Source organism: Pantoea sp. RG18, from assembly GCF_025910075.1.
Taxonomy (GTDB): domain Bacteria; phylum Pseudomonadota; class Gammaproteobacteria; order Enterobacterales; family Enterobacteriaceae; genus Pantoea; species Pantoea agglomerans.
The window spans coordinates 311,637-335,795 of sequence record NZ_JAPCIL010000009.1; the positions used below are offsets into that span (position 1 = coordinate 311,637).

The 24,159-nt window shown below is 55.3% G+C and carries 26 protein-coding genes and 1 tRNA gene; 12 read left to right on the forward strand and 15 right to left on the reverse strand.

All coding sequences use genetic code 11. From position 1 onward, the window contains the following. Positions 1-36: 36 nt before the first annotated feature. On the forward strand, positions 37-1,794 hold the full coding sequence (locus tag OK409_RS12480) for a sulfite reductase subunit alpha (RefSeq protein ID WP_031592002.1): 1,758 nt from the start codon (positions 37-39) through the stop codon (positions 1,792-1,794). Between the two features lie 111 nt (positions 1,795-1,905). On the opposite strand, the gene sspB is transcribed toward OK409_RS12480, so the two are convergent. The 5 genes from sspB to zapE all read right to left on the reverse strand — a co-directional run bounded on the left by sspB (position 1,906) and on the right by zapE (position 5,559). Then, positions 1,906-2,391: a ClpXP protease specificity-enhancing factor gene (sspB, locus tag OK409_RS12485; protein WP_010251939.1), complete on the reverse strand. Its 486-nt coding sequence runs from the start codon at positions 2,389-2,391 to the stop codon at positions 1,906-1,908. Positions 2,392-2,394: 3 nt separating this feature from the next. After that, the gene (sspA, locus tag OK409_RS12490; RefSeq protein WP_009092481.1) at positions 2,395-3,036 is read right to left on the reverse strand and encodes a stringent starvation protein SspA; all 642 of its coding nucleotides are present in this window, start codon (positions 3,034-3,036) and stop codon (positions 2,395-2,397) included. A 331-nt stretch (positions 3,037-3,367) separates the two neighbouring features. Continuing rightward, positions 3,368-3,760, reverse strand: a complete 393-nt coding sequence (gene rpsI, locus OK409_RS12495; protein WP_008925401.1) for a 30S ribosomal protein S9 — start codon at positions 3,758-3,760, stop codon at positions 3,368-3,370. 15 nt (positions 3,761-3,775) lie between these two features. Continuing rightward, on the reverse strand, positions 3,776-4,204 hold the full coding sequence (rplM, locus tag OK409_RS12500; protein ID WP_008925400.1) for a 50S ribosomal protein L13: 429 nt from the start codon (positions 4,202-4,204) through the stop codon (positions 3,776-3,778). A gap of 227 nt (positions 4,205-4,431) precedes the next feature. Further along, positions 4,432-5,559, reverse strand: a complete 1,128-nt coding sequence (zapE, locus tag OK409_RS12505; RefSeq protein WP_010672014.1) for a cell division protein ZapE — start codon at positions 5,557-5,559, stop codon at positions 4,432-4,434. Positions 5,560-5,737: 178 nt separating this feature from the next. On the opposite strand from zapE, the gene zapG reads away from it, so the two are divergent. The 3 genes from zapG to degS all read left to right on the forward strand — a co-directional run bounded on the left by zapG (position 5,738) and on the right by degS (position 8,774). Continuing rightward, positions 5,738-6,139, forward strand: coding sequence for a Z-ring associated protein ZapG (gene zapG / locus OK409_RS12510; protein ID WP_003848291.1), 402 nt, complete (start codon positions 5,738-5,740; stop codon positions 6,137-6,139). Positions 6,140-6,249: 110 nt separating this feature from the next. Further along, positions 6,250-7,623: a serine endoprotease DegQ gene (gene degQ / locus OK409_RS12515; protein ID WP_010251960.1), complete on the forward strand. Its 1,374-nt coding sequence runs from the start codon at positions 6,250-6,252 to the stop codon at positions 7,621-7,623. 89 nt (positions 7,624-7,712) lie between these two features. Continuing rightward, positions 7,713-8,774, forward strand: coding sequence for an outer membrane-stress sensor serine endopeptidase DegS (degS, locus tag OK409_RS12520; RefSeq protein ID WP_010251964.1), 1,062 nt, complete (start codon positions 7,713-7,715; stop codon positions 8,772-8,774). A 151-nt stretch (positions 8,775-8,925) separates the two neighbouring features. Here the strand turns inward: degS and epmA are convergent, their stop codons facing one another. Continuing rightward, positions 8,926-9,903, reverse strand: coding sequence for an elongation factor P--(R)-beta-lysine ligase (epmA, locus tag OK409_RS12525; protein ID WP_003848297.1), 978 nt, complete (start codon positions 9,901-9,903; stop codon positions 8,926-8,928). Positions 9,904-10,038: 135 nt separating this feature from the next. Here epmA and OK409_RS12530 point away from each other — a divergent pair, with 135 nt between their 5' ends. Then, positions 10,039-10,563, forward strand: a complete 525-nt coding sequence (locus tag OK409_RS12530; RefSeq protein ID WP_010672015.1) for a lipocalin family protein — start codon at positions 10,039-10,041, stop codon at positions 10,561-10,563. Positions 10,564-10,618: 55 nt separating this feature from the next. On the opposite strand, the gene OK409_RS12535 is transcribed toward OK409_RS12530, so the two are convergent. From OK409_RS12535 to efp, 3 genes are all read right to left on the reverse strand, one after another. Then, on the reverse strand, positions 10,619-10,753 hold the full coding sequence (locus OK409_RS12535) for an entericidin A/B family lipoprotein (protein ID WP_003848302.1): 135 nt from the start codon (positions 10,751-10,753) through the stop codon (positions 10,619-10,621). A 102-nt stretch (positions 10,754-10,855) separates the two neighbouring features. Then, entirely contained in the window at positions 10,856-10,987 is a 132-nt protein-coding gene (locus tag OK409_RS12540; protein ID WP_003848306.1) for an entericidin A/B family lipoprotein, read from the reverse strand. A 51-nt stretch (positions 10,988-11,038) separates the two neighbouring features. Next, entirely contained in the window at positions 11,039-11,605 is a 567-nt protein-coding gene (gene efp / locus OK409_RS12545; RefSeq protein WP_010251979.1) for an elongation factor P, read from the reverse strand. A 43-nt stretch (positions 11,606-11,648) separates the two neighbouring features. Here efp and epmB point away from each other — a divergent pair, with 43 nt between their 5' ends. Further along, positions 11,649-12,677 (forward strand): EF-P beta-lysylation protein EpmB, encoded by a 1,029-nt coding sequence (gene epmB / locus OK409_RS12550; RefSeq protein WP_010251981.1) that lies wholly within the window; start codon positions 11,649-11,651, stop codon positions 12,675-12,677. A 53-nt stretch (positions 12,678-12,730) separates the two neighbouring features. Here epmB and OK409_RS12555 read toward each other — a convergent pair whose 3' ends face one another. From OK409_RS12555 to OK409_RS12575, 5 genes are all read right to left on the reverse strand, one after another. After that, on the reverse strand, positions 12,731-13,078 hold the full coding sequence (locus tag OK409_RS12555; protein ID WP_010251983.1) for a DUF4156 domain-containing protein: 348 nt from the start codon (positions 13,076-13,078) through the stop codon (positions 12,731-12,733). 303 nt (positions 13,079-13,381) lie between these two features. After that, the gene (locus OK409_RS12560) at positions 13,382-13,537 is read right to left on the reverse strand and encodes a YegP family protein (RefSeq protein ID WP_010251985.1); all 156 of its coding nucleotides are present in this window, start codon (positions 13,535-13,537) and stop codon (positions 13,382-13,384) included. Between the two features lie 217 nt (positions 13,538-13,754). Beyond that, complete coding sequence (gene groL, locus OK409_RS12565; RefSeq protein ID WP_010251987.1) at positions 13,755-15,404, reverse strand: chaperonin GroEL; 1,650 nt, start codon at positions 15,402-15,404, stop codon at positions 13,755-13,757. Positions 15,405-15,453: 49 nt separating this feature from the next. Next, positions 15,454-15,747: a co-chaperone GroES gene (locus tag OK409_RS12570; RefSeq protein ID WP_010251990.1), complete on the reverse strand. Its 294-nt coding sequence runs from the start codon at positions 15,745-15,747 to the stop codon at positions 15,454-15,456. A gap of 460 nt (positions 15,748-16,207) precedes the next feature. Further along, positions 16,208-16,669, reverse strand: a complete 462-nt coding sequence (locus OK409_RS12575) for an FxsA family protein (protein WP_010251992.1) — start codon at positions 16,667-16,669, stop codon at positions 16,208-16,210. Between the two features lie 328 nt (positions 16,670-16,997). On the opposite strand from OK409_RS12575, the gene aspA reads away from it, so the two are divergent. The 6 genes from aspA (at position 16,998) to OK409_RS12605 (ending at position 22,725) form a co-directional block, all read left to right on the forward strand. Continuing rightward, positions 16,998-18,434 carry an aspartate ammonia-lyase gene (gene aspA / locus OK409_RS12580; protein ID WP_010251996.1) on the forward strand — a complete coding sequence of 479 codons (1,437 nt, stop codon included), beginning with the start codon at positions 16,998-17,000 and terminating at the stop codon, positions 18,432-18,434. Positions 18,435-18,545: 111 nt separating this feature from the next. Then, positions 18,546-19,847 (forward strand): anaerobic C4-dicarboxylate transporter, encoded by a 1,302-nt coding sequence (locus OK409_RS12585; RefSeq protein WP_010252002.1) that lies wholly within the window; start codon positions 18,546-18,548, stop codon positions 19,845-19,847. A gap of 65 nt (positions 19,848-19,912) precedes the next feature. Further along, positions 19,913-20,227, forward strand: coding sequence for a divalent cation tolerance protein CutA (gene cutA, locus OK409_RS12590; protein WP_010672018.1), 315 nt, complete (start codon positions 19,913-19,915; stop codon positions 20,225-20,227). Further along, positions 20,203-21,903: a protein-disulfide reductase DsbD gene (locus tag OK409_RS12595; RefSeq protein ID WP_052271183.1), complete on the forward strand. Its 1,701-nt coding sequence runs from the start codon at positions 20,203-20,205 to the stop codon at positions 21,901-21,903. The genes cutA and OK409_RS12595 overlap by 25 nt, the downstream gene beginning before the upstream one ends. Positions 21,904-21,966: 63 nt before the next feature. After that, the gene (gene dicD / locus OK409_RS12600) at positions 21,967-22,542 is read left to right on the forward strand and encodes a division control transcriptional repressor DicD (protein ID WP_010252014.1); all 576 of its coding nucleotides are present in this window, start codon (positions 21,967-21,969) and stop codon (positions 22,540-22,542) included. A 107-nt stretch (positions 22,543-22,649) separates the two neighbouring features. Further along, a tRNA-Phe gene (locus OK409_RS12605) sits at positions 22,650-22,725 on the forward strand. 261 nt (positions 22,726-22,986) lie between these two features. Here the strand turns inward: OK409_RS12605 and OK409_RS12610 are convergent. Continuing rightward, on the reverse strand, positions 22,987-24,156 hold the full coding sequence (locus tag OK409_RS12610; protein WP_010252017.1) for a Gfo/Idh/MocA family protein: 1,170 nt from the start codon (positions 24,154-24,156) through the stop codon (positions 22,987-22,989). Positions 24,157-24,159: the final 3 nt, after the last annotated feature.

Here is a 24,159-nt window from a genome sequence, read left to right on the forward strand (position 1 = left end):
GATGACGGGCGAGAACGGGATTGAGTAAAAGTACCCATGAAAATTCCTTATATTCCAGAAGATGCACCTTTTAATGGCGATCAGAAGTACTGGCTGGCTGGCTTTCTTGCGGGTCTGCACTCCCGTTTGCTGGTATTAGAAGACAAGCAGCAACCCGCCGCGGGCACAGGCGCAGCCGCGACGACGCAACTGCACATTCTTTATGGTTCACAGACCGGCAATGCTGAAGCACTGGCGCAGACCGCAGCGAAATCTGCCCGCGCTAAAGGACTGGTGCCGGTGGTTCAGGCGCTGGGCGATGTCGATCTCGACGTATTTGCCACCATGCGCCATGTACTGATCGTCACCTCGACCTATGGCGAAGGTGAAATGCCGGACAACGCGCAGCTGTTCTGGGATGCGATCTCTGCCAGTACCGCACCGCGTCTGGAGCAGATGCATTTCGCCGTGCTGGCGATTGGCGATACCGGCTACGATGGCTTCTGTCAGGCGGGCAAGTTTATTGATATGCGCCTTGAGCAGTTGGGCGCGAAACGCGTGGTTGATCGTATCGATTGTGATATCGATTTTGAGGAGCCTTCCAGCGAGTGGCTGAACAGCTCAATGCCACAGTTTGCCGCCAGCGCGGGCAGCAGCGGCACCGTGCTGGAAAGCGCGCCTGAAGCGCCAGTCATTCCAGGCAGCAACAAATCCAATCCATACGCCGCCGCGCTGATCACTAACAAGCGTTTGTCAGGCGAGCAGTCAGCCAAAGATATTCGTCATTTCGAGTTCGACCTGTCTGACAGCGGCCTGAAGTATGAAGCGGGCGATGCGCTGGGCGTAATTCCGGTCAACGAGCCGTCGCTGGTCAGCCTGCTGCTGACCCAGCTTAACGCGGACTACGAGACGCCGGTGCCCGGCTTTGATCGCAGCCTTGGCGACCTGCTGACCTATCAGTTTGAGATCTCAGAGCCGTCACGCAAGTTAATCGAATGGGTCGGGCAGAACACCACCAACCAGGAGCTGCGTCATGTGTTACAGCATGATGATAAAGATGCGCTGGGCGTGTGGCTGTGGGGCAAAGATACCCTTGACCTGCTGCAGCTTGAGCTGACGCGCACGCTGGCGGTACCCGAGTTTGTCGCGCTACTGCGTCCGCTGCAGCATCGCGCTTACTCTATTTCATCCAGCTCTAAAGCCCATCCAGACCAGGTACATCTGACCGTTGCCTCGGTGCGTTATCACAGTGGCGGCCGTAATCGCGGTGGCGTCTGCTCAACTTATCTGGCCGAGCGTGTGCGTCGCGGTGAGAAGCCCGCCATCTTTATCTCACCCAATAAATCGTTCCGCGTGCCTGCCAACAACAGCGCACCGCTGATCATGGTGGGACCGGGTACCGGCATCGCGCCATTCCGTGCCTTCCTGCAGGAGCGCCAGGCAACCGGCGCGCAGGGGAAAAACTGGCTGTTCTTCGGCGATCAGCATCAGGAACATGACTTTATCTATCAGGATGAATTACTTGCCTGGCGCGATAATGGCTTGCTGACGCGTCTGGATCTCGCCTTCTCACGCGATCAGGAGAAGAAGATCTACGTGCAGAGCCGGATGCTTGAACAGGGCGCTGAGCTGTATGCCTGGCTGCAGGAAGGGGCTTACTTCTATGTCTGTGGCGATGCATCGCGTATGGCGAAGGATGTAGATAATGCGCTGTATGAAGTGGTTCGCCAGTTTGGTGGTCTCTCCACCGAGCGCGCTGCTGACTATGTCGATCAGCTGAAGAAAGAGAAGCGCTACCTGCGCGACGTCTATTGATCGCGATGGTTTGCTGAAAAAATCCGGCTTGCGCAGGCAGCCGGATTTTTTTATGGCCGACAGGCAAAAAAATACCCGTCGGATGGACGGGTATTCGCTGTTATGTCACTGCTATTTCACTACGCGCAGTGAAGGTCGTCCACCACGTGGCGGTGGATCGTCATCAGGCGGTGTCTCGTCATCGCTGGCATCGTCAGGACGATCACCATCAATCACCGACATCATAGTCTCTTCCTGACCCTCTGACGCCTCATGCGTGCCCAGCTCGTAAGCCGGTTCCGGTTCAAACATCGTCCCGGCGCCATTTTCACGCGCATAGATTGCCAGAATCGCCGCCATCGGCACGTTAACCTGGCGAGGAACGCCACCAAAGCGGGCGTTGAACGACACCTGATCATTCGCCAGATCGAGGTTACCGACAGCACGTGGCGCAATGTTCAGGACAATCTGACCATCGCGCGCATACTCCAGCGGCACCTGCACACCCGGCAGATTTATGTCGACCACCAGATGCGGCGTCAGCTGGTTATCGAGCAACCAGTCATAAAAGGCGCGCAGCAGATAGGGACGACGTGCAGTAAGTTGCGACATTTCCATACGTTAAGCCCGGGCTTGCAGCCGCATTTCACGTTCAGCTTCAGTTAATGAAGCGAGGAAGGAGTCACGCTCAAATACGCGATTCATGTAACCTTTCAGCTCTTTTGAACCTGAGCCGATCAAATCGATACCCATTGACGGCAGACGCCATAACAGCGGAGCCAGATAGCAATCAACCAGGCTGAACTCTTCGCTCATGAAATAAGGCGTACGGCCAAACAGTGGCGCGATAGCCAGCAGCTCTTCACGCAGTTGCTTGCGTGCCGCTTCCGCTTCCTGACCGCTGCTGTTCTCTACTTTCCTCATCAGGCTATACCAGTCCTGCTCGATGCGGTGCATCATCAGGCGGCTATCACCACGGGCAACCGGATAAACCGGCATCAGTGGCGGATGCGGGAAGCGCTCATCTAAATATTCCATGATGATGCGTGATTCATACAGCGTCAGCTCACGATCTACCAGCGTCGGTACCGTGCGATACGGATTGAGGTCAATCAGATCCTGCGGCAGGTTATCCATTTCGACCTGCTCGATCTCTACGCTGACACCCTTCTCCGCCAGGACGATACGTACCTGATGGCTGAAAATGTCAGTAGGACCAGAAAACAGCGTCATTACCGAACGTTTGTTGGCAGCGACAGCCATGAAAACCTCCAAGTTTGTTCACAAAAAGATACTGCGAATAGCCAACCACACGGCGACTCACTTGCTTATCGAACTCGCACGCAACCTGGTTAGCTGCGTCACAGATACTGACGCCCCGACAGTGGGGAGGCGCATAACGCACCGGCCTGCGGGCGCAAAGTGACACAGAGTTTACCAGATTTTAGGCTGCTTGTGGGCGTGGAATGAATCTTTGCAGGTAAATTGAGCGCGGCGTTACGGTTTTCGCGGACAGTTTATGGGAAGGCAGAAAATAAAAAACCCGCCGAAGCGGGTTTTTTGAGCCAATTGCCGCAGCCGGAGCTGCAAACAATTAACGCTTGGAGAACTGAGGACGACGACGTGCTTTACGCAGGCCGACTTTCTTACGTTCAACCTGACGCGCATCACGCGTTACGAAGCCAGCTTTACGCAGCTCGCCACGCAGTGATTCGTCGTATTCCATCAGAGCGCGGGTGATACCGTGACGGATCGCACCAGCCTGACCAGAAATACCGCCACCTTTAACAGTGACATAGAGATCGAATTTACCAACCAGGTCCAGCAGCTCAAGCGGCTGACGAACTACCATGCGGGCAGTTTCGCGACCGAAGTACTGTTCCAGAGAACGTTGGTTAATTACGATGTTACCGCTACCCGGCTTAATGAATACGCGAGCGGTAGAGCTTTTGCGGCGACCAGTGCCGTAGTTTTGAGTTTCAGCCATTGCCTTTAATCCCGATTAAATGTCAAGAACTTGCGGTTGCTGTGCCGCATGGGTGTGCTCGTTGCCTGCGTAAACTTTCAGTTTACGGTACATAGCACGACCCAGCGGGCCCTTCGGCAGCATGCCTTTAACCGCGATCTCAATCACACGCTCAGGACGGCGAGCAATCATCTCTTCAAAGGTCGCCTGTTTGATACCACCGATGTGGCCAGTGTGGTGATAGTAGATCTTGTCAGTACGCTTGTTGCCGGTTACAGCAACTTTTTCTGCGTTCAGAACGATGATGTAATCACCCGTATCAACGTGCGGAGTGTATTCCGCTTTATGCTTACCACGCAGACGGCGCGCCAGTTCAGTCGCCAGGCGACCCAAAGTTTTGCCCGTTGCGTCAACTACAAACCAGTCACGTTGGACGGTTTCTGGTTTAGCTGTAAAAGTTTTCATCGAAAAGCTTACCCAAATTAAGTTACACGTTGGTGAAATCCCAAACGCTTAAGTAAACGAATGAGGCTCACACGACCATTTTGACCAGCAAGCCACCCCTTCGGATAGAGTTACTGGAACACAGAGGATTTGGGAAAAAAATCCTTTGCTGTAACGTGGGGTCGCAAGATTATAGAGAAGTCGGTTACAAAAATCGAACCCTATTTCGGTATTTATCCCGATTATTCTCACGGCAGGTGCGGTAAACGCAGATACTCTTCGCTCTGCATCTCCTGAAGTCGCGATAAACAGCGCTGGTATTCAAACTTCAGCCGCGTGCCCTGATAAATCTCGGTCAGTGACGTTTCTGCCGCGACCACCAGCTTCACATGCCGTTCATAGAACTCATCGACCAGTGCCAGGAAACGCCGTGCCTGATCTTCGGTTTTGTAGATCATCACCGGCACGTCATACAGCAGCACACTGTGAAAACGGCGCGACAGCGCAATATAGTCATGCTGGCTGCGCCCTTCGCCACACAGGGTGGTGAAATTAATCGCCAGCACGCCCTCGCTGACGCCCAGCGTCGGCATCTGGCGGTGATTAATTTCCAGAACCGGCGCATCTTCAGGCTGGCTGCCCGACAGCGCTTTAAACATCCGCGCCATTTCAGCGTGCGTCTCTTTGTTCAGCGGGGAGTTCCACAGGTGCGCGGAGGTCAGCGTGCGTAACCGGTAGTCGATACCGGCATCCACATTCATCACATCACAATGACGTTTGATCTGCTCGATGGCAGGCAGGAAGCGCGCGCGCTGCAGACCATTACGATAGAGATCATCAGGCGGAATGTTCGAGGTGGCCACCAGCGCAATGCCGCGTTCAAACAGCGCCTCCATCAGCGTGCCCAGCAGCATCGCATCGGTAATATCGGAGACAAAAAATTCGTCAAAACAGAGGATGTCCGTTTCTGCTTTGAATTTGTCCGCGATAATCAGTAACGGATCGCTCTGCCCCTGGAGCTGCGTCAGCTCTTCATGCACCCGCAGCATAAAGCGGTGGAAGTGCAGACGCAGTTTGCGATCGCCAGGAATAGACTGAAAAAAGAGATCCATGACCCAGGTCTTACCGCGACCGACACCGCCCCACATATAGAGTCCACGTACCGGTTGTGGCGTCTCGTTTTTCTCTTTACCGATCAATTTTGACAGGCGACCCAGCAGGCCGGATGTGGCAGGCGCGGCGGATTGTTGCCGGGCAACCAGCGCCTGCTGCAGCGCGTCTAAACGGGTAATCGCTTCACGTTGTACGTCATCGGGCCTGAATTCGCCCTGCGACAGCGCCTGTTCATAGCGTGCAAGCGGAGTTGAGGTTTGCATTGTTGTTTCAAAGTCCCTGAATGGTGTCTGATTCATACCACGGTTGCTGAAAAAAAGGCCGTTCTACACTAAGCCATGCTGCTCCAGAGTTCCACATCCATAAGATTAACGGGTATAGTGACTATTATTGAAATGGTGCAATGCCCTACGGAACAATGGAAATAACACGGGAGTCATTATGACCTGGGAATACGGGCTAATTGGTTTAGTGGTTGGTATTATTGTCGGCGCAGTCGCCATGCGTTTTGGCAACAAAAAGCTGCGTGAGCAGCGCAGCATGCAGTACGAGCTGGAAAAATCGAAAGCGGAGCTGGCGGATTATCGCGAAGAGCTGACCAACCACTTCGCGCAGAGCGCGGAGCTGCTGGACAACATGGCGCGTGATTATCGTCAGCTCTATCAGCACATGGCAAAAGGCTCAAATGACCTGCTGCCGAATCTGCCTGGCCAGAAAAATCCGTTTGCCTATCAGCTGACTGAAGCCGAAGCGGACAACGATCAGGTGCCGGTGCAGATGCCGCGCGACTATTCTGAAGGCGCATCCGGTTTACTGCGTGGCGAGCGCCCTGCCCGCGACTAATCTTTTTGGGGCGCAGCCTGTCTGCGCCCGCTGTTTTTGCGAACCCTGACCGCAAACGACTGTCACACTTATTAATTCCTCCCACCTTTTGCAGCGAGAGCGTTGTAGCAATGAAAAAACAAGCACGCCTGTTTAGCGCATTAGCCCTGAGTATTGGGATGAGCCTTGCCGCCGCGCCAGACGCGATGGCAACGCTGCCAGCACAAATTGCGGGCCAGCCGCTGCCGAGTCTGGCGCCGATGCTGGAGAAAGTGTTACCTGCCGTGGTCAGTGTGCACGTGGAAGGCACTGATTCAGGTGCACAGGCTCAGGATATTCCTGAACCGCTGAAGCGTTTTTTTGGTCAGATGCCTGGCGGAAATAGTCAGCCACAGCCGTTTGAAGGTTTAGGTTCTGGCGTGATCATCGATGCCGCGAAAGGCTACGTGCTCACCAACAATCACGTGGTCAACGGTGCGGATAAAATCAACGTACAGCTTGGTGACGGCAGTGAATATGAAGCCAAACTGATTGGCCATGATGAGCAGACCGATATCGCGCTGATTCAGATTCAGGGCGCAAAAAACCTCACGCAGGTAAAAGTCGCGGACTCTGACCAGCTGAAAGTGGGTGATTTCGCGGTAGCGATCGGTAACCCGTTCGGTCTGGGACAGACGGCCACCTCCGGTATTATCTCCGCACTGGGGCGCAGCGGCCTGAACCTGGAAGGGCTGGAAAACTTTATTCAGACCGATGCCGCGATCAACCGTGGCAACTCAGGCGGTGCGCTGGTCAACCTTAACGGCGAACTGATCGGTATCAACACTGCGATTCTCGCCTCCAGCGGCGGTAACATCGGTATCGGCTTTGCTATCCCGAGTGATATGGCGATGAACCTCGCGCAGCAGCTGATTAAATTTGGTGAAGTGAAGCGCGGTCAGCTCGGCATCAAAGGCACTGAAATGACAGCCGATATGGCTAAAGCATTCAATGTCGATGCGCAGCGCGGCGCCTTTGTCTCTGAAGTCTTACCGCAATCTGCCGCGCAGAAAGCGGGCGTGAAGTCAGGCGATATCATTACGTCGATCAACGATAAGCCGATTACCAGCTTCGCTGAGTTGCGCGTGAAAGTAGGAACCACGCCGCCAGGTGAACAGGTTAAACTTGGCCTGCTGCGTGAAGGTAAGCCATTAACGGTTACCGTTACGCTGGAGCAGAGCGCACAGAGCACCGCCAGCGCACAGCTGATGTCACCCGCGCTTCAGGGCGCAACCCTGAGTGATGGACAGACTAAGACCGGTGATAAAGGCGTGAAGGTCGATACCATCGAAAAAGGCACACCGGCTGAACAGGTTGGTCTGCAGAAAGATGATGTGATTATCGGCGTTAACCGCAACCGGGTTCAGACCATTGCTGAAATGCGTAAAATACTGGAAGGGAAACCGCCGGTACTGGCACTGAATGTGGTGCGCGGCGATGAAAGTATCTATCTGTTGTTGAGATAAACCTCGCATTACGGCGGACACAAGCGCGTGTGTGTCCGCCGCTCTCATGCTATTCTCCCCTGCGATCTCCCCTGGCGTAATTTAACACCATGTTTCTTAAACTTTTGCGTGCCGTGGTGCTGGGCCTGATTGTGGCGGGTATTTTGCTCGCAGCACTGCCTGCACTGCGTATGGGCAGCGACGCCCTCTATAACCACGAAAATATTACAGACGAAACGCCCTTTAGCTTCAATCAAGGGGTGCGCCGCGCCGTGCCTGCCGTTGTGAACGTTTACAATCGTAGCGCCCACGGCAACAACAATCGTGGCATCACGACCCTGGGTTCAGGGGTGATCATGAATGCAAAAGGCTACATTCTTACCAATAAGCATGTGATCAATAATGCCGATCAAATTATCGTGGCGCTGCAGGATGGCCGCTTCTTTGAAGCGACGCTGGTGGGTTCCGATGGCATGACCGATCTGGCGGTACTGAAGATCACGGCCTCCGGCCTGCCCGTTATCCCCATCAATCCAAATCGCCAGGCGCATATCGGGGATGTGGTGATGGCGATCGGCAACCCCTATAACCTCGGTCAGACGGTCACGCAGGGCATCATCAGCGCCACGGGCCGGGTTGGCTTAAGCTCATCAGGCCGACAGAACTTTCTGCAGACCGATGCGTCAATCAATCAGGGTAACTCCGGCGGCGCGCTGATTAACTCGCTAGGCGAGCTGATGGGCATTAACACCCTGACCTTCGATAAAAGTAGTGATGGTGAAACCCCGGAAGGGATTGGTTTCGCCATTCCAACCGTTTTAGCCTCGAAGATCATGGATAAGCTGATTCGTGATGGTCGGGTGATCCGCGGCTATATCGGCATTACCGGGCGTGAGCTGCCGCCGCTGCATGGACAGGGCAGCAATCTGGATCGGGTTCAGGGCATTATTGTCAGCGTGGTCACGCCAGATGGGCCAGCGGATAAAGCCGGGATTCAGGCCAACGATGTGCTGCTCAGCGTTAATGGCAAGCCGGCCATCTCCGCGCAGGAGACCATGGATCAGGTGGCAGAAATTCGCCCGGGTTCAGTGATTGATGTGCAGGTACTGCGAAACGATCAGAAACTGACGCTGCCGGTCACCATTCAGGAGTTTCCTGACAGCAGTAGTTAGCTGAAACCTGTGCCAGGTCAGGGATGGCCCGGCTGATCGCAAAGAAGGCCGCCATCCATGGCGGTCGGCCTCGCCATCCTGGCTCGGACGCTTTGCTCTTCATCCGGGCCAACCCTTCCCCGTAAATCCGCCATCGTTTGTGATTAACCCATTAGCAGCGATCCACCGGAAACGCGATGACATCGCTCAATGACTCCGCTTTCAACGCCAGCATGATCAGGCGATCAATACCCAGTGCGACCCCGGAACAGGCTGGCATGCCATGCGCCAGCGCATCCAGCAGATATGTATCAATAGGATGCACAGGCAGGCCGCGCGCCGCACGGCGACGGTTATCCTGCTCAAAACGCTGACGCTGCTCACGGCTGTCGGTCAGCTCACGGAAACCGTTCGCCAGCTCAATGCCTTTGTAATAGACCTCAAAGCGTTCGGCCACACGGTGATCTTCGGTGCTGATCTCCGCCAGGGCTGCCTGGCTGGCCGGAAAATGATAAACGAAGCAGGGTTTATCCTGACCAATCTTCGGTTCCACACCCAGCATAAACAGGAGCATCAGTAAGGTATCGCGATCCTCTTCTGCACGCGCCAGCTCGCCTTCACCCAGCTTCTCTGCCGCTTCACGCAACTGCGCTTTATCCGCTGACAGCGGATCCAGCTCAAGATGACGGATAAACGCCTGCTGATAGGAGAGCGACTCAGCGCTGTCACACTCCAGCACCTGCTGCATCAGATCGTCGACTTCGTTCATCAGACGGTACATATCGTAATGCGGCCGGTACCATTCCAGCATGGTGAATTCCGGGTTGTGGTGACGTCCCGCCTCTTCATTGCGGAAGCTGCGCGCCATCTGATAGATCGGGCCACTGCCCGCCGCCAGCAGGCGTTTCATATGATATTCCGGGCTGGTCATCAGCCAGAGATCGCGCCCCTGCGCAGCGCCAGGCCCGACAAAACGCGTCTGGAATGGCACCAGATGGATATCGGTAATGGTGGCCTGGCTCATCGCCGGCGTATCCACTTCCAGCACGCCGCGATCGGCAAAGAAACGACGCACTTCTGCTAAAATAGCGGCGCGTTTTAACAAATTGGCGATGGATGCGCTTGGTTGCCAGCTTGCCGTTTCGCTCATGGTGATGACTCCTGATACAAATTAGGGGGGGAAGTCTACCTGCAATGCCTGCGGCAAACAATCTCGTGCCCGTACTGCCAAAAACAGCGTTTCGGCTTCTATACTTAAGCGGTTAAATCACAAAGGAATCCCACTATGTCTCCATGGAAAACAGTTGTTGCCAGCCTGAGTGCTTTTCTCTCTGTCGCCTGCAGCACTACGCCGCCAAAGAACGTCACGGTCGTAGATAACTTTGACAGCCAGCGCTATCTCGGTCAGTGGTATGAGATTGCCCGCCTTAACCACCCTTTTGAGCGCGGCCTTGAACAGGTAACGGCAAACTACAGCCCGCGTGAAGATGGCGGCCTGAAGGTAATCAACCGTGGCTATAACGTCAAAAAGCAGCGCTGGCAGGAGAGCGTTGGCAAAGCCTACTTTACCGGTGAACCCACGCGGGCTTCTCTGAAAGTCTCTTTCTTCGGCCCCTTCTATGGCGGCTATAACGTGATTGCTCTCGATCCTGACTACCGCTATGCGCTGGTATGTGGACCGAATCGCCACTATCTCTGGATACTGTCACGCACACCACAACTGGAACCGGGCGTAAAAGAGAAACTGGTTGATCAGGCGCGTCGGGATGGTTTCCCGGTTGAAGAGTTAATCTGGGTAAAACAGAAATAGTGCAGAATCTGACAAGCCGGTACGAAAAGCATTTCGTACCGGTTGGAATAACAGGTTACTTCGTGCTGTTCTGAATCGCCTGGCCGCCCGCTTCGACATCTTCACCTACGCCACGCGTTGTATTACAAGCTGTGAGCAGGGAAGAGAGCACCAGTACAGAGAAGATTGCAGCAATACTTTTCTTTAACATAACAATGTCCTTTTTGATGGATGTAAAGTACAGCGCTTTAAGCATAGCCGGATTTCCGGCAGTTGCTGCTGGCGAGACTTTAAAAAGGACAATCAGTTAAGGTCATTTTGCTGCCCGCGAAATGGCACCACCTAAGTGAGAGACATCTTCGCCAAAACCGTGGAATGTGTTGCAGGCGCTTAACGCAGAGGAGACCAGCAACGCGAACGCGATTAATTTTGCCAGCTTGATCATTTTTTTCTCTCAGACAAGAAAAAGGCGCACCAGAAGATGCGCCTGCGAATCTTATTTCACGCGTGACACGTATTCGCCAGAGCGGGTGTCAACTTTCACCACTTCGCCCTCTTGCACGAACAGTGGCACTTTCACCACGGCACCGGTAGAGAGTTTAGCTGGCTTGCCGCCAGTCCCTGCGGTATCACCTTTCAGGCCTGGATCGGTTTCGATAACTTCAGCTTCGATAAAGTTCGGCGGCTGAACGGCGATCGGACGACCGTTCCACAGCGTAACGATACATTCAGCGTTATCCTGCAGCCATTTCGCTGCATCGCTTACCGTCTTCTCTTCAACCTGGAACTGCTCAAAACTTTCCGGATGCATGAAGTGGTAGAACTCACCGTCGTTGTACAGGTAGTTCAGGTTGGTATCTACTACGTCAGCGCCTTCGGCGGAGTCGGTAGATTTAAAAGTTTTCTCAACGCGAGAACCCGTCAGCAGGCGACGCATTTTAACGCGCGCGAATGCCTGACCTTTACCCGGTTTAACGAACTCACTGGATTCGATGGCATACGGCTCGCCTTCGAACATGATTTTAAGACCGGGACGGAAATCGTTGCTAGAATAAGTCGCCATGAAGGCCCTCTACGAAAATTGACACTGGTACTAAGCCAAAAAAATGGCACACATTGTAACCCTAAAAACACCTTCCAGAGAAGATTGGTTGCAGCAACTTGCGGATGTTGTCACCGAACCTGATGAATTACTGCGGATTTTAGCCCTTGATCAGCACACTGAGCTGGCTGAAGGTGCGGATGCGCGGCGTCTTTTCGCCTTACGTGTACCGCATGCGTTCATCCGCCGGATGAAAAAAGGCGATGCGCACGACCCGCTGCTGCTTCAGGTACTGACCCGCCGCCAGGAATTCACTGATGCGCCAGGTTATAGCACCGATCCGCTCGATGAACAAAGCAACGTTGTACCTGGATTGCTGCATAAATACCGAAACCGGGCTTTATTGTTGGTAAAAGGCGGCTGCGCCGTCAACTGTCGCTACTGCTTCCGCCGTCATTTCCCCTATCAGGATAATCCCGGCAACAAGCGTAGCTGGCAGGCTGCACTGGACTATATCGCCGATCATCCCGAGCTGGATGAGATCATTTTCTCCGGCGGCGATCCGCTGATGGCGAAAGATCATGAGCTCGCCTGGCTTATCGCCGCGCTGGAACAGATCCCGCATCTGAAACGTCTGCGCATCCACAGCCGTTTACCGGTGGTGATACCGGCGCGCATTACCGATCAGCTCTGTCAGATGTTAAGCGAGACGCGTCTGCAGGTGGTGATGGTGACGCACATCAACCATGCGCAGGAGATTGATGATGAGCTGCGTGAGGCGATGAGCAGCCTGAAGCGTGCCGGCGTCACCCTGCTGAATCAGAGCGTCCTGTTGCGTGGCATCAACGATAATGCGCAGACGCTGGCCACCCTGAGCAATGCACTATTTGATGCCGGCATTCTGCCCTACTATCTGCACGTGCTGGATAAGGTACAGGGTGCGGCGCATTTCTTTGTGTCAGATGACGAGGCCCGCCAGCTGGTGCGTGCATTACTGTCACAGGTCTCCGGCTATCTGGTGCCAAAGCTGGCGCGTGAAATTGGCGGAGAGCCAAGTAAAACACCGTTAGATTTACAGTTACGTCAGGAATAAAAACGGCCAGCAAAAGGCTGGCCGGTTCAATTTGGCAGACTGCCTGATTCACATTATGGGCACTTGTAGACCTGGCCGGTCATTTTGCTGTCGAGTGGCGCAAACGCGGACAACAGGTTCTGCGTCGGACTGGTTGCCCCATAAATCACGTTACCGCCCATCTCTGCTGCGCGATTGCGCAGGTCGTTTGCTGCGCCACGCAGTGCACTGGTTTCGCCGCCCGCACCGCTCAGCCAGTTGCTCTGTGAGCCGGTAATATTGCCCAGAAGCTGACAGGTATTGCCAGGCTGCTGATCGGTGAACGTCACGCGCTGTCCTGCTGAAGAGAGTTGCGTAGAGCTGCTGCAGCCCGCCAGCAATAACGCGCCAGCCGTCAGTCCGAGCAAGAGGTTAATCCGCATTGTAATCCCCATTTATTATCATCAGAGTCGGGTGGCAGCGTAGCAGAAAAAGGATTTTTCTTTCTGCACATTCATTGCCCTTATCCCGTTATATCGTCTCAATATTTCACGCCGCTTGCAGGCTGGCAAGCGTGCCGATGCTGGTGAATAAAATGAAGCCAGTCGATCAGTCGGCGCAGCCGCAGACAGCGTGACATATCAAGAGGAAAGACGAACGATTGCGCCTTACTTATACTATTTTCCCACCCAAAAGAAAAACCCCCGACCGTTTCCGATCGGGGGTGATGTCAGAGCGTGATGCCCTTAACCGGTGTAGCCATTACGTCGTGCATTTTCGATGCAATCGGCTTTGTTAACGTAGCCCTGACTGGCGGCGCCGGTAATATTGCCGTTGGGCGCCGTTCTTCTCCAGCGCCACTTGTGTGCTTCGTCCTTATAAAATTCCCATTTATCGTGCATTTTAATTTTCCTTAATCTGTTGTTTATCCCTTTCAGAGCGCGCTATTTTGCGCCGGGATCCACGTTAGAGCATCCCGCCCTGACTAAACCATGATGCAGAACATAAAAAAAGTTAATGGGTTTTTCCTGCTGCTGCCAGCATTCAGACGCTGAAAAAGAAAAACCCCCGACCGTTTCCGATCGGGGGTTCTTTGATGACTTAAGCAGTCAACGGCAATTACATCATGCCGCCCATACCGCCCATGCCACCCATACCGCCAGCGCCGCCGCCTAAATCAGGTGCGTCGCCTTTTGGCAGGTCAGTGACCATACATTCGGTCGTGATCATCAGACCCGCAACAGAGGCCGCGTACTGCAGAGCAGAACGGGTCACTTTGGTTGGGTCCAGGATACCGAAGTCGATCATGTTGCCGTACTCTTCAGTCTGCGCGTTGTAACCGTAGTTACCGTCGCCCGCTTTCACGTTGTTAGCGACAACAGATGGCTCTTCACCGGCGTTAGAAACGATCTGACGCAGTGGAGATTCCATCGCGCGCAGCGCAACTTTGATACCGACGTTCTGATCTTCGTTCTGACCACGCAGATCAACCAGCTGTGCTGCCACGCGAACCAGCGCCACACCACCACCAGCAACCACACCTTCTTCAACGGCAGCACGGGTTGCGTGCAGCGCATCTTCAACGCGGGCTTTCTTCTCTTTCATTTCAACTTCAGTTGCTGCGCCTACTTTCAGAACGGCTACGCCGCCTGCCAGTTTCGCTACGCGCTCCTGCAGTTTTTCTTTGTCGTAGTCAGACGTTGCTTCTTCGATCTGCTGACGAATCTGGGTTACACGGCCCTGAATTGTCGCTTCTTCACCCACACCGTCGATGATGGTGGTGGTGTCTTTGTTGATCACAACGCGTTTTGCCTGGCCCAGATCTTCCAGAGCCGCTTTCTCCAGTTCCATACCGATCTCTTCAGAGATTACGGTACCACCGGTCAGGATAGCGATATCCTGCAGCATAGCTTTACGACGGTCGCCGAAGCCTGGTGCTTTAACCGCAGCCACTTTCACGATGCCGCGCATGGTGTTAACCACCAGTGTTGCCAGCGCTTCGCCTTCAACATCTTCCGCGATGATCAGCAGTGGTTTGCCGGCTTTCGCAACGGCTTCCAGCACTGGCAGCATTTCACGGATGTTAGAGATTTTCTTGTCAGCCAGCAGGATGAACGGAGATTCCAGTTCAATCGCACCGGTTTCTGGCTTGTTGATGAAGTAAGGTGACAGGTAGCCGCGATCAAACTGCATACCTTCAACCACATCCAGCTCATCCTGCAGGCCGGTGCCTTCTTCAACGGTGATCACGCCTTCTTTACCCACTTTCTCCATCGCCTGAGCAATCAACTGGCCCACGGTTTCATCGGAGTTAGCAGAGATAGTACCTACCTGCGCAATCGCTTTAGAGTCAGAGCAAGGAACAGACAGCGCTTTCAGTTTCTCAACCGCAGCGATAACAGCCTGGTCAATACCGCGCTTCAGGTCCATCGGGTTCATACCCGCTGCGACCGCTTTCAGGCCTTCGGTGATGATAGACTGTGCCAGTACGGTTGCAGTGGTGGTACCGTCGCCCGCAGCGTCGTTCGCTTTAGAGGCAACTTCTTTCACCATCTGCGCGCCCATGTTCTCGAACTTGTCTTCCAGCTCGATTTCACGTGCCACAGAAACACCATCTTTAGTGATGGTCGGTGCACCAAAAGATTTATCCAGGACTACGTTACGGCCTTTAGGACCCAGGGTAACTTTTACTGCATCTGCCAGTACGTTCACGCCACGCAGCATTTTTACGCGTGCGTCATTACCGAATTTTACGTCTTTAGCTGCCATCTTTAAATATCCCTTAAATTCGTTTCGTTCAGTGAATTACGCGTAAAAATTACGCTTCAACAACGGCCAGAATGTCGCTCTCAGAGATGATAAGCACCTCTTCGTTGTCGATTTTCTCGGTTTTCGCGCCGTAACCTTCGCTGAAGATCACGATGTCGCCAACCTTCACGTCCAGCGGCTTAATGTCGCCACTCTCAAGGATGCGGCCATTGCCGACAGCCAGTACTTCACCACGGGTGGATTTACCGGCTGCGGAACCGGTCAGCACGATGCCGCCAGCTGATTTAGCTTCAACTTCTTTACGCTTGACGATAACGCGATCGTGCAATGGACGAATTTTCATTTGATAGCTCTCCTTTGAGAAGTCCAATCATTCAGTTTTGGGGTTGAACACCGGGCTGCATGGCTTCCGGCCTCGTGACCAGAGAGATAGGGCCGCTGCCACCCACTTTCAAGGGGGCGGACAACAAATTTTTTACCTGTGAGTGATAAGTGATGGCTTTTTGAACAGATGATGGGGCAAATAAAAAACGCAACCCGAAGGTTGCGCCAGCGTGCTGATAAACTCAGTACAGGATGACCCTGGCAGCAACGGCTAAGCTCAGGGCGCAGGAAACAGGGTCAGAAGAGGAAAGCGTCCCGCGCCACGGATGGCGCGGGCCGAGCAGTCATGGATGACGATTTTGCGACTTTCCGATCTGACCCTGTTCCCTGTGCGGCTCCGGTCTCAAAGCTGGCCGGGTCAGGTTTTTCAACAATCTCACGCAACCCGAGGGTTGCGCTTTCAAAGGTGACAGCTGCGGTTAACGATCCTTGTGATCGTCATGATGCTCAAGGCGATCGCTGTCTTTACGCTCGAACTCGCCATCCATGGTGTAGCCGCTGTCTGGACCGGCTCCCGGTCCCCGCCAGACGCGCAGATGAGGCATCAGCTTCAGCGTCAGATGTTTCTGCACCGGTGGCAGCAGCAGCAGCAGGCCCAGCAGGTCGGTAAAGAAACCAGGCAGCAGCAGCAGGAAACCGGCGATGATCAGCGACACGCTTTTGATCATCTCATTGGCCGGGCTTTCATTACGTGCCAGCTTCTCCTGCATCAGCATAAAGTTTTTCATGCCCTGATTTTTGACCAGCGAGACGCCGATGCACGAGGTGAAGACCACCAGCAGCATGGTAAGCAGCACGCCCATGACGTGTGCAACCTGAATGAAGAGGGAAATCTCAATCCAGGCCAGAACGAAAAAGACTAATAACGGTATCCAGCGCACCGTACTCTCCTGTAAGTAGAGGCTGAACGGCAGCGTGCCGGTCAGCAGAAAGCGTTCATCCTGAGGATGATAAGAAAAGAGATGGGCACCCGCGCCGCCATTTTCAACCGATCCTGTCAAATTTATCCTGCGGGGTTAATTTTGTAACCAACTTCACATATCGTTAACCAGGCTGCAGCATTAAGTGATCTGCATGCGTGCTTTTCATATGCATCAGAATATGATCGCACACGCCCCTATGAAGACGGATAATATGTCGGCACGGGTACACCACGACAAAATAAACACATCCTTTGTGATGGTTAGCGGCAACAACAAGAAGGTTATCATGGCGAACAACATTCGTATCGAAGAAGACCTGTTAGGTATGCGCGAAGTTCCGGCGGATGCCTATTATGGCGTTCATACTCTGCGTGCGATTGAGAATTTTTATATCAGCAACAGCAAAATCAGCGACATACCTGAATTTGTCCGCGGCATGGTGATGGTAAAAAAAGCGGCGGCGATGGCCAACAAAGAGCTGCAGACCATCCCGCGCAACATTGCCGATACCATCATTAAGGCCTGCGACGAAGTGCTCAACAACGGCCGCTGCATGGACCAGTTCCCCGTGGATGTTTATCAGGGCGGTGCCGGAACCTCGGTCAACATGAACACCAATGAAGTGCTGGCGAACATCGGCCTGGAGCTGATGGGCCACCAGAAAGGGGAATATCAGTACCTCAACCCCAACGATCATGTGAACAAATGCCAGTCCACCAACGACGCTTACCCAACCGGTTTCCGCATCGCGGTCTACAGCTCGCTACTGAAACTGCTTGATGGCATCAGCCAGCTGGCCGAAGGCTTCCAGCACAAAGCCGATGAGTTCCAGACCATCCTGAAAATGGGCCGTACCCAGTTGCAGGATGCCGTGCCGATGACCCTCGGGCAGGAATTTCACGCCTTCAGCGTACTGCTGAACGAAGAGACCAAAAGCATTCTGCGCACCGCGGAACTGCTGCTGGAAGTGAACCTGGGCGCGACCGCCATCGGCACCCGCCTCAATACGCCGGAAGGGTATCAGCACCTGGCGGTACAGCGTCTGGCGGAAGTCAGCAACCTGCCGGTGGTGCCAGCGGAAGATCTGATTGAAGCAACCTCCGACTGCGGCGCCTATGTGATGGTCCATTCATCGCTGAAACGTCTGGCGGTGAAGCTCTCTAAAATCTGTAACGACCTGCGCCTGCTCTCCTCAGGCCCGCGTGCTGGTCTGAATGAAATCAACCTGCCAGAGCTGCAGGCGGGTTCCTCTATCATGCCCGCCAAGGTCAATCCGGTTGTACCGGAGGTGGTAAACCAGGTCTGCTTCAAAGTGATTGGCAACGACATCACCGTGACGATGGCCTCTGAAGCGGGCCAGCTGCAGCTCAACGTGATGGAGCCGGTGATTGGCCAGGCGCTGTTTGAGTCGATCAGCATTCTGACTAACGCCTGCTATAACCTGCTGGAGAAGTGCATCAACGGCATTACCGCCAACCGCGCAGTGTGCGAAGCCTATGTCTTCAACTCGATTGGTATCGTGACTTACCTCAACCCTTACATCGGCCACCACAACGGCGACATCGTCGGTAAAATCTGTGCGGAAACCGGTAAAAGCGTACGTGAAGTCGTGCTGGAGCGCGGCCTGCTGACGGAAAGTGAGCTGGACGATATCTTCTCGGTGCAGAACCTGATGTACCCGGTTTATAAAGCCAAACGTTATACTGATGAAAACGAACAGTAAGGTTTAACCGACGCTGGTTAACCAAAGGCACACCGCGATCAACACGGTGTGCCTTTTTTTTTGTTAAACAGCACACCCGGCTATTACCGGTTTATCTTTCAGGAGTCATTCATGTTTGTGGTTGAGCTGCTTATCGTCTTGATGGCGATCTGGTTGGGCGCACGTCTTGGCGGCATTGGTATCGGGTTCGCAGGCGGAATGGGCGTGCTGATCCTGACGCTGGGATTTGGCATGGCACCCGGCGCTATTCCGTTCGATGTGATTGAAATCATCATGGCGGTGATCGCCGCGATAGCCGCCATGCAGGTGGCAGGCGGGATGGATTATCTGGTGAGTCTGGCGGAACGCCTGCTGCGCCGCCATCCACGCCACGTTACGCTGCTGGCCCCACTAGTGACCTACCTGATGACGCTACTGGCCGGTACCGGACATACCGCGTTCTCAACATTACCGGTGATTGCAGAAGTGGCGAAAGAGCAAGGCGTTCGCCCTTCCCGGCCGCTGTCGATTGCGGTAGTGGCTTCGCAGATCGCGATTACCGCATCACCCATTTCAGCCGCGGTGGTCTTCTTCGCCACCCTGCTTGAGCCGCGCGGCGTCAGCTATATCACGCTGCTGGCGATTGCCATCCCCTCAACCATGGTGGGCCTCTTCCTGGCGGCTCTGGTGACTAACTTCTTAGGCCGTGAGCTAAAGGATGATGAGGTTTATCAGGCGCGTCTCGCCAAAGGCGAAGTCACGCTGCGCGGCGCCAGCCTCTACCAGGCAAAACCGGGCGCGAAAAAATCGGTGCTGCTGTTTCTGACGGGCATTGTGGCCGTGGTGCTTTATGCCACCGCGACCAGCGCCAGCGTCGGGCTGATCGTTAATCCGCCGCTGCCACGCAATGAAGCAATTGTGGTGTTTATGCTGACCATCGCCACGCTGATCAGCCTGACCTGCAAACTCGACACCAGCGAAATCCTCAGCGCCAGCACCTTTAAGTCCGGCATGAGCGCCTGTATCTGCGTGATGGGCGTCGCCTGGCTGGGCGATACCTTTGTGAAGGCACATCTGGCGGAGATTCAGATGCTGGCGGGAGACACGCTGAAAACCTATCCGTGGATGCTGGCGCTGGTGCTGTTCTTCGCCTCGATGCTGCTCTACTCGCAGGCGGCGACCACCAAAGCGCTGATGCCCGCCGCGCTGCTGCTGGGCGTTACGCCGCTTACTGCCATCGCTTCTTTCGCGGCGGTTTCAGCGCTGTTTGTGCTGCCGACCTACCCGACCCTGCTGGCCGCAGTAGAGATGGATGACACCGGTTCGACCCGGATTGGCAAGTATGTGTTTAACCATGCCTTTATCATTCCCGGCGTGATCGCCATTGCGCTGTCGGTGCTCTCTGGCTTCATTTTTGGCGGATTGCTGCTATAAGCACACTCCTCGTGTTACGGATGGAGCATGCTATCATCGGCGCTCTTTAAAACAGGAGTCACAGGATGAATGCTGTCGTTATCCTCTGCACCACGCCCGATCAGGCCACGGCGGAGCACCTTGCTGGCCTAGCGCTGGAAGCCAGGCTGGCGGCCTGTGTCACACTGCTGCCGGGCGCCACCTCCTGGTATCTCTGGCAGGGAAAAATGGAGCAGAGCAGCGAAGTCCAGATGCTGCTGAAATGCGACAGCGATCATCAGCAGGCGCTGTGTGATCTGCTCAAAGACGCTCACCCTTACGATGTGCCCGAACTGCTGGCGCTGCCGGTTCAATATGGAGACAGTGAATACTTGTCATGGCTGCACGCATCTCTCGCTTAATTACGCTTCTGCTGACACTGTTTATCGGCCTGCAGGCGCACGCTTCACTCTTTTCAAATCCGGCGACCAGTCGCTTTGTGCCGGTCGATCAGGCCTTTACTTTTGACTTCGACCAGCAGGGCGCGCAGCTCAACCTGCACTGGAAAGTGAAATCGGGTTATTACCTCTATCGCCAGCAGATCCACATCACACCGCAGAACGCGACCATCGCGCCGTTAACGCTGCCGGCTGGTCAGCCGCATGAAGATGAATTCTTCGGCAAAAGTGAAATCTATCCGCAGGATCTGACGCTGCCGGTGACGCTGCAACAGGCGGCCAGCGGCGCCACGCTCAGTGTGACTTATCAGGGCTGTGCCGCCGCCGGATTCTGTTATCCGCCAGAAACGCGCAGCGTTCCGGTAAGTGCGGTGACCGCCAGCAGCGCACCGCCGCCGGTCAGCGCTCAGCCCGCGCCCGCCAGCCCGCTGCCTTTCTCGCCGCTCTGGGCGCTACTGATTGGTATCGGTGTCGCGTTTACGCCCTGCGTACTGCCGATGTATCCGCTGATCTCCGGCATTATCCTTGGCGGACAGCGCCACTATTCGCTGGGCCGACTGTTCGCGCTGGCGATGGTCTATGTGCAGGGGATGGCGCTGACCTACACGCTGCTGGGAGTGGTCGTCGCGGCAGCGGGCCTGCGCTTCCAGGCCGCGTTGCAGCATCCTTATGTGCTGTTCACGCTCTCACTGCTGTTTATCGTGCTGGCGCTGTCAATGTTCGGCCTGTTTACGCTGCAACTGCCCGCCAGCCTGCAAACCCGCCTGACCCTGTGGAGTAATCGTCAGCAGGGTGGCTCGCTGCCCGGCGTCTTCCTGATGGGGGCACTGGCGGGTTTGATCTGCTCGCCCTGCACCACCGCCCCGCTCAGCGCCATTCTGCTTTACATCGCGCAGAGCGGAAATCTGTGGGCCGGTGCCGGGACGCTGTGGCTCTATGCGGTCGGAATGGGATTACCGCTGATCGCCGTGACCCTGTTTGGCAACCGGCTGCTGCCGAAAAGCGGCCCGTGGATGCAAACCGTTAAAGAGGGCTTTGGTTTTGTCATCCTGGCGCTGCCGGTCTTCCTGCTGGAGCGGGTGCTGGGCGATGCGTGGGGATTGCGGCTCTGGAGCCTGCTCGGCGTGGCGTTCTTTGGCTGGGCGTTCAGCGTCAGCCTGCGCGCCAGCAGCGGTAAGTGGCGCGTAGTGCAGATTCTCATGCTGGCCGCTGCGCTGATCAGCGCACGCCCGTTGCAGGACTGGGCCTTTGGCGGACCGGCGCAGCAGCAGGCTGTGGCACCGCTGCCGTTCCATACTATCCAGACGCCGCAGCAGCTTGATAGCGCGCTGCAGCAGGCCCGCGGCCGCATCACCATGGTCGATCTCTACGCTGACTGGTGCGTCGCCTGCAAAGAGTTTGAAAAATATACCTTTAGTGATAGCGCCGTGCGCGATAGCCTGAGTCAGGTACAGCTGCTCCAGGCCAACGTCACCGCCAACAACGCCAGTGATAACGTGCTGTTGCAGCACCTTCAGGTGCTGGGCTTACCGACGATTTTGTTCTTTGATGCGCAGGGCCGCGAAATCGCTGGATCGCGCATCACCGGGTTTCTCAATGCCGCCGACTTCCGGGCGCATTTGCAGAAACTTACCCCGTAAACAACACTGGAGTCAGGTCATTGCCCGGTGCATTACCGGGCCTGCATACCAGAGGAGAGTCACTTGCAGCGTGAACAGATACTCGAGCATGCATTGAATGTGCTTGAACAGAACGGCCTCGCCGCCACCCTCTCATTGGAAACCCTGGCGGGATCCGAATTAACCCGTGACCAGCTTCAGCAGTTCTGGCCCGATCGTGACGCCCTGCTCTACGATGCACTGCGCTATCACGGGCAGCAGATTGATACCTGGCGACGCCAGATCCTGCTGGATGAATCGCTGTCGCCCGACCAGAAGCTGATGGCACGCTATGAGGTCCTGAGTGAGCAGGTCAGCAAAGGACGCTTTCCAGGCTGCCTGTTTATTGCCGCCTGTAGCTTCTACCCGCAGCCCGATCAGCCCATCCATCAACTGGCCGAACAGCAGAAACGCGGCTCATGGCAGTTCACCCACGACATTCTGGTGGAGCAGGCGCTGGACAACCCCAGCATGGTGGCCGATCAGATGGAGCTGATTCTTGAAGGCTGCCTCAGCAAGCTGCTGGTGAAGCGCAATGTGCAGGATGTCGCCACCGCACAGCGGCTGGCGGAGGATGTTTACAGCATCGCGCTATGCCGTAAAAATGGCGCGCTGGCCTGAGGTTTTACCCGCTTTGACTGAAAATCAGGCAATCAGTCACGTTTCCAGGGGTTTTTTAGTGAAAGCCGTTGACGACCCGCGGCCTTTACGGTTTAATGCGCCCCGTTGCCCGAATAGCTCAGTCGGTAGAGCAGGGGATTGAAAATCCCCGTGTCCCTGGTTCGATTCCGGGTTCGGGCACCATATTTAAAGAACCCGCCTCTGGCGGGTTTTTGCTTTTGTGGAACGAACCCGTTATCGAAGGTTCGATACACTCGCCACATCCTGTGGCTCACCCTCCGGGTCGCGCGAAGCCGCGCGATGCAAAAATGCTCCCGGCATTTTTGTCCGGGTTCGGGCACCATATTTAAAGAACCCGCCTCTGGCGGGTTTTTTGCTTTTGTGGAGCGAACCCGTTATCGAAGGTTCGATACACTCGCCACATCCTGTGGCTCGCCCTCTGCTTCAGCACGCCACCCACACTGCACCGGCATCCGCCGATTTCACGCACTGCGCGACCCAGCGCACGCCCATTAATCCGGCATGCACGTCGGGATACCAGAAATCCTGCAGGAAGTCGGTGTCACGGCGATCGGTGGCATCCATCGCCAGCGCGAAGCGACGATAAAGATTGGACCAGGCTTCAAATAACCCCTCGGTATGCCCTCCGCCAATGCGGTCCTCTTCCAGCGCGCGCGGATTAAGATAGCCCATGCCGCGCTCCAGAATGCGCACTGGCTCGCCCTGCACTTCATAGCGCAACTGGTTCGGCTGCTCATCCCACCACTCCAGACTGGCTTTCGATCCGACGACCCGAATCTTCTGCCCGTGCATCGATCCGGCATTCACCGCCGACGCCCATAACGTGCCGACCGCGCCGTTGTCATACTCCATCATCACAAAGGCGTTATCCTCCAGCGGCGCACGCGACGCGACAAAGCTCTGACGCGAACAGAGCAGACGTGTCACTTTCAGCTGTGGCAACATCGTTTCTGCAATAAATAACGGATGCGTCGCCAGGTCGCCTAACACGTAACTCGGGCCGACAAAGCGCGGATCGACCCGCCAGCGGGTGCTTTCACTCTGCAACTCCACCGCCTCATTATGGAAGCCGTGAGCAAACTGCATGTTAACGATGCGGATCTCACCCAGAGCCCCTTCGGCGATCATCTCCCTGGCCTGATGAACCAGCTGATGCCCGGCGTAACCGTAGGTGACGCCAACAACCTTCTGCTTCTCCCGGCTCAGCTGCTCCAGCTCATCCGCCTCTTCGACCGTAAAACAGAGGGGCTTCTCGCACACCACATGCAGCCCGGCATTAAGCGCCGCGCGGCAAATGGCGAAGTGAGTATTATTAGGCGTGGCGACAGACACCGCCTCAATGCCATCTTCACGCGCGGCTTCCCCGGCGAACAGGCTGGCATAATCGGGATAACAGCGGTCCGGTGCCACACCCAGCGCCTGACCAAACTCACGCCCGCGTGCGGCATCAATATCAAACGCCCCCGCCAGCAGCACAAAGTTTCCGTCACGCTGTGCTGCAGAGCGATGGATATACCCAATCTGGCTGGTGCCGCCGCCGCCGATCATGCCCCAGCGCAGCGAGCGATTAGCCGCTTTTTTACCGTTAATCATGCT

Bases quoted from the DNA above. Each gene is read 5' to 3' on its own strand.
- OK409_RS12480 (WP_031592002.1), top strand. From the start codon at position 37: ATGAAAATTCCTTATATTCCAGAAGATGCACCTTTTAATGGCGATCAG.
- sspB (WP_010251939.1), bottom strand. From the start codon at position 2,391: ATGGAAATGTCGCAACTTACTGCACGTCGTCCCTATCTGCTGCGCGCC.
- sspA (WP_009092481.1), bottom strand. From the start codon at position 3,036: ATGGCTGTCGCTGCCAACAAACGTTCGGTAATGACGCTGTTTTCTGGT.
- rpsI (WP_008925401.1), bottom strand. From the start codon at position 3,760: ATGGCTGAAACTCAAAACTACGGCACTGGTCGCCGCAAAAGCTCTACC.
- rplM (WP_008925400.1), bottom strand. From the start codon at position 4,204: ATGAAAACTTTTACAGCTAAACCAGAAACCGTCCAACGTGACTGGTTT.
- zapE (WP_010672014.1), bottom strand. From the start codon at position 5,559: ATGCAAACCTCAACTCCGCTTGCACGCTATGAACAGGCGCTGTCGCAG.
- zapG (WP_003848291.1), top strand. From the start codon at position 5,738: ATGACCTGGGAATACGGGCTAATTGGTTTAGTGGTTGGTATTATTGTC.
- degQ (WP_010251960.1), top strand. From the start codon at position 6,250: ATGAAAAAACAAGCACGCCTGTTTAGCGCATTAGCCCTGAGTATTGGG.
- degS (WP_010251964.1), top strand. From the start codon at position 7,713: ATGTTTCTTAAACTTTTGCGTGCCGTGGTGCTGGGCCTGATTGTGGCG.
- epmA (WP_003848297.1), bottom strand. From the start codon at position 9,903: ATGAGCGAAACGGCAAGCTGGCAACCAAGCGCATCCATCGCCAATTTG.
- OK409_RS12530 (WP_010672015.1), top strand. From the start codon at position 10,039: ATGTCTCCATGGAAAACAGTTGTTGCCAGCCTGAGTGCTTTTCTCTCT.
- OK409_RS12535 (WP_003848302.1), bottom strand. From the start codon at position 10,753: ATGTTAAAGAAAAGTATTGCTGCAATCTTCTCTGTACTGGTGCTCTCT.
- OK409_RS12540 (WP_003848306.1), bottom strand. From the start codon at position 10,987: ATGATCAAGCTGGCAAAATTAATCGCGTTCGCGTTGCTGGTCTCCTCT.
- efp (WP_010251979.1), bottom strand. From the start codon at position 11,605: ATGGCGACTTATTCTAGCAACGATTTCCGTCCCGGTCTTAAAATCATG.
- epmB (WP_010251981.1), top strand. From the start codon at position 11,649: ATGGCACACATTGTAACCCTAAAAACACCTTCCAGAGAAGATTGGTTG.
- OK409_RS12555 (WP_010251983.1), bottom strand. From the start codon at position 13,078: ATGCGGATTAACCTCTTGCTCGGACTGACGGCTGGCGCGTTATTGCTG.
- OK409_RS12560 (WP_010251985.1), bottom strand. From the start codon at position 13,537: ATGCACGATAAATGGGAATTTTATAAGGACGAAGCACACAAGTGGCGC.
- groL (WP_010251987.1), bottom strand. From the start codon at position 15,404: ATGGCAGCTAAAGACGTAAAATTCGGTAATGACGCACGCGTAAAAATG.
- OK409_RS12570 (WP_010251990.1), bottom strand. From the start codon at position 15,747: ATGAAAATTCGTCCATTGCACGATCGCGTTATCGTCAAGCGTAAAGAA.
- aspA (WP_010251996.1), top strand. From the start codon at position 16,998: ATGGCGAACAACATTCGTATCGAAGAAGACCTGTTAGGTATGCGCGAA.
- OK409_RS12585 (WP_010252002.1), top strand. From the start codon at position 18,546: ATGTTTGTGGTTGAGCTGCTTATCGTCTTGATGGCGATCTGGTTGGGC.
- cutA (WP_010672018.1), top strand. From the start codon at position 19,913: ATGAATGCTGTCGTTATCCTCTGCACCACGCCCGATCAGGCCACGGCG.
- OK409_RS12595 (WP_052271183.1), top strand. From the start codon at position 20,203: ATGGCTGCACGCATCTCTCGCTTAATTACGCTTCTGCTGACACTGTTT.
- OK409_RS12610 (WP_010252017.1), bottom strand. From the start codon at position 24,156: ATGATTAACGGTAAAAAAGCGGCTAATCGCTCGCTGCGCTGGGGCATG.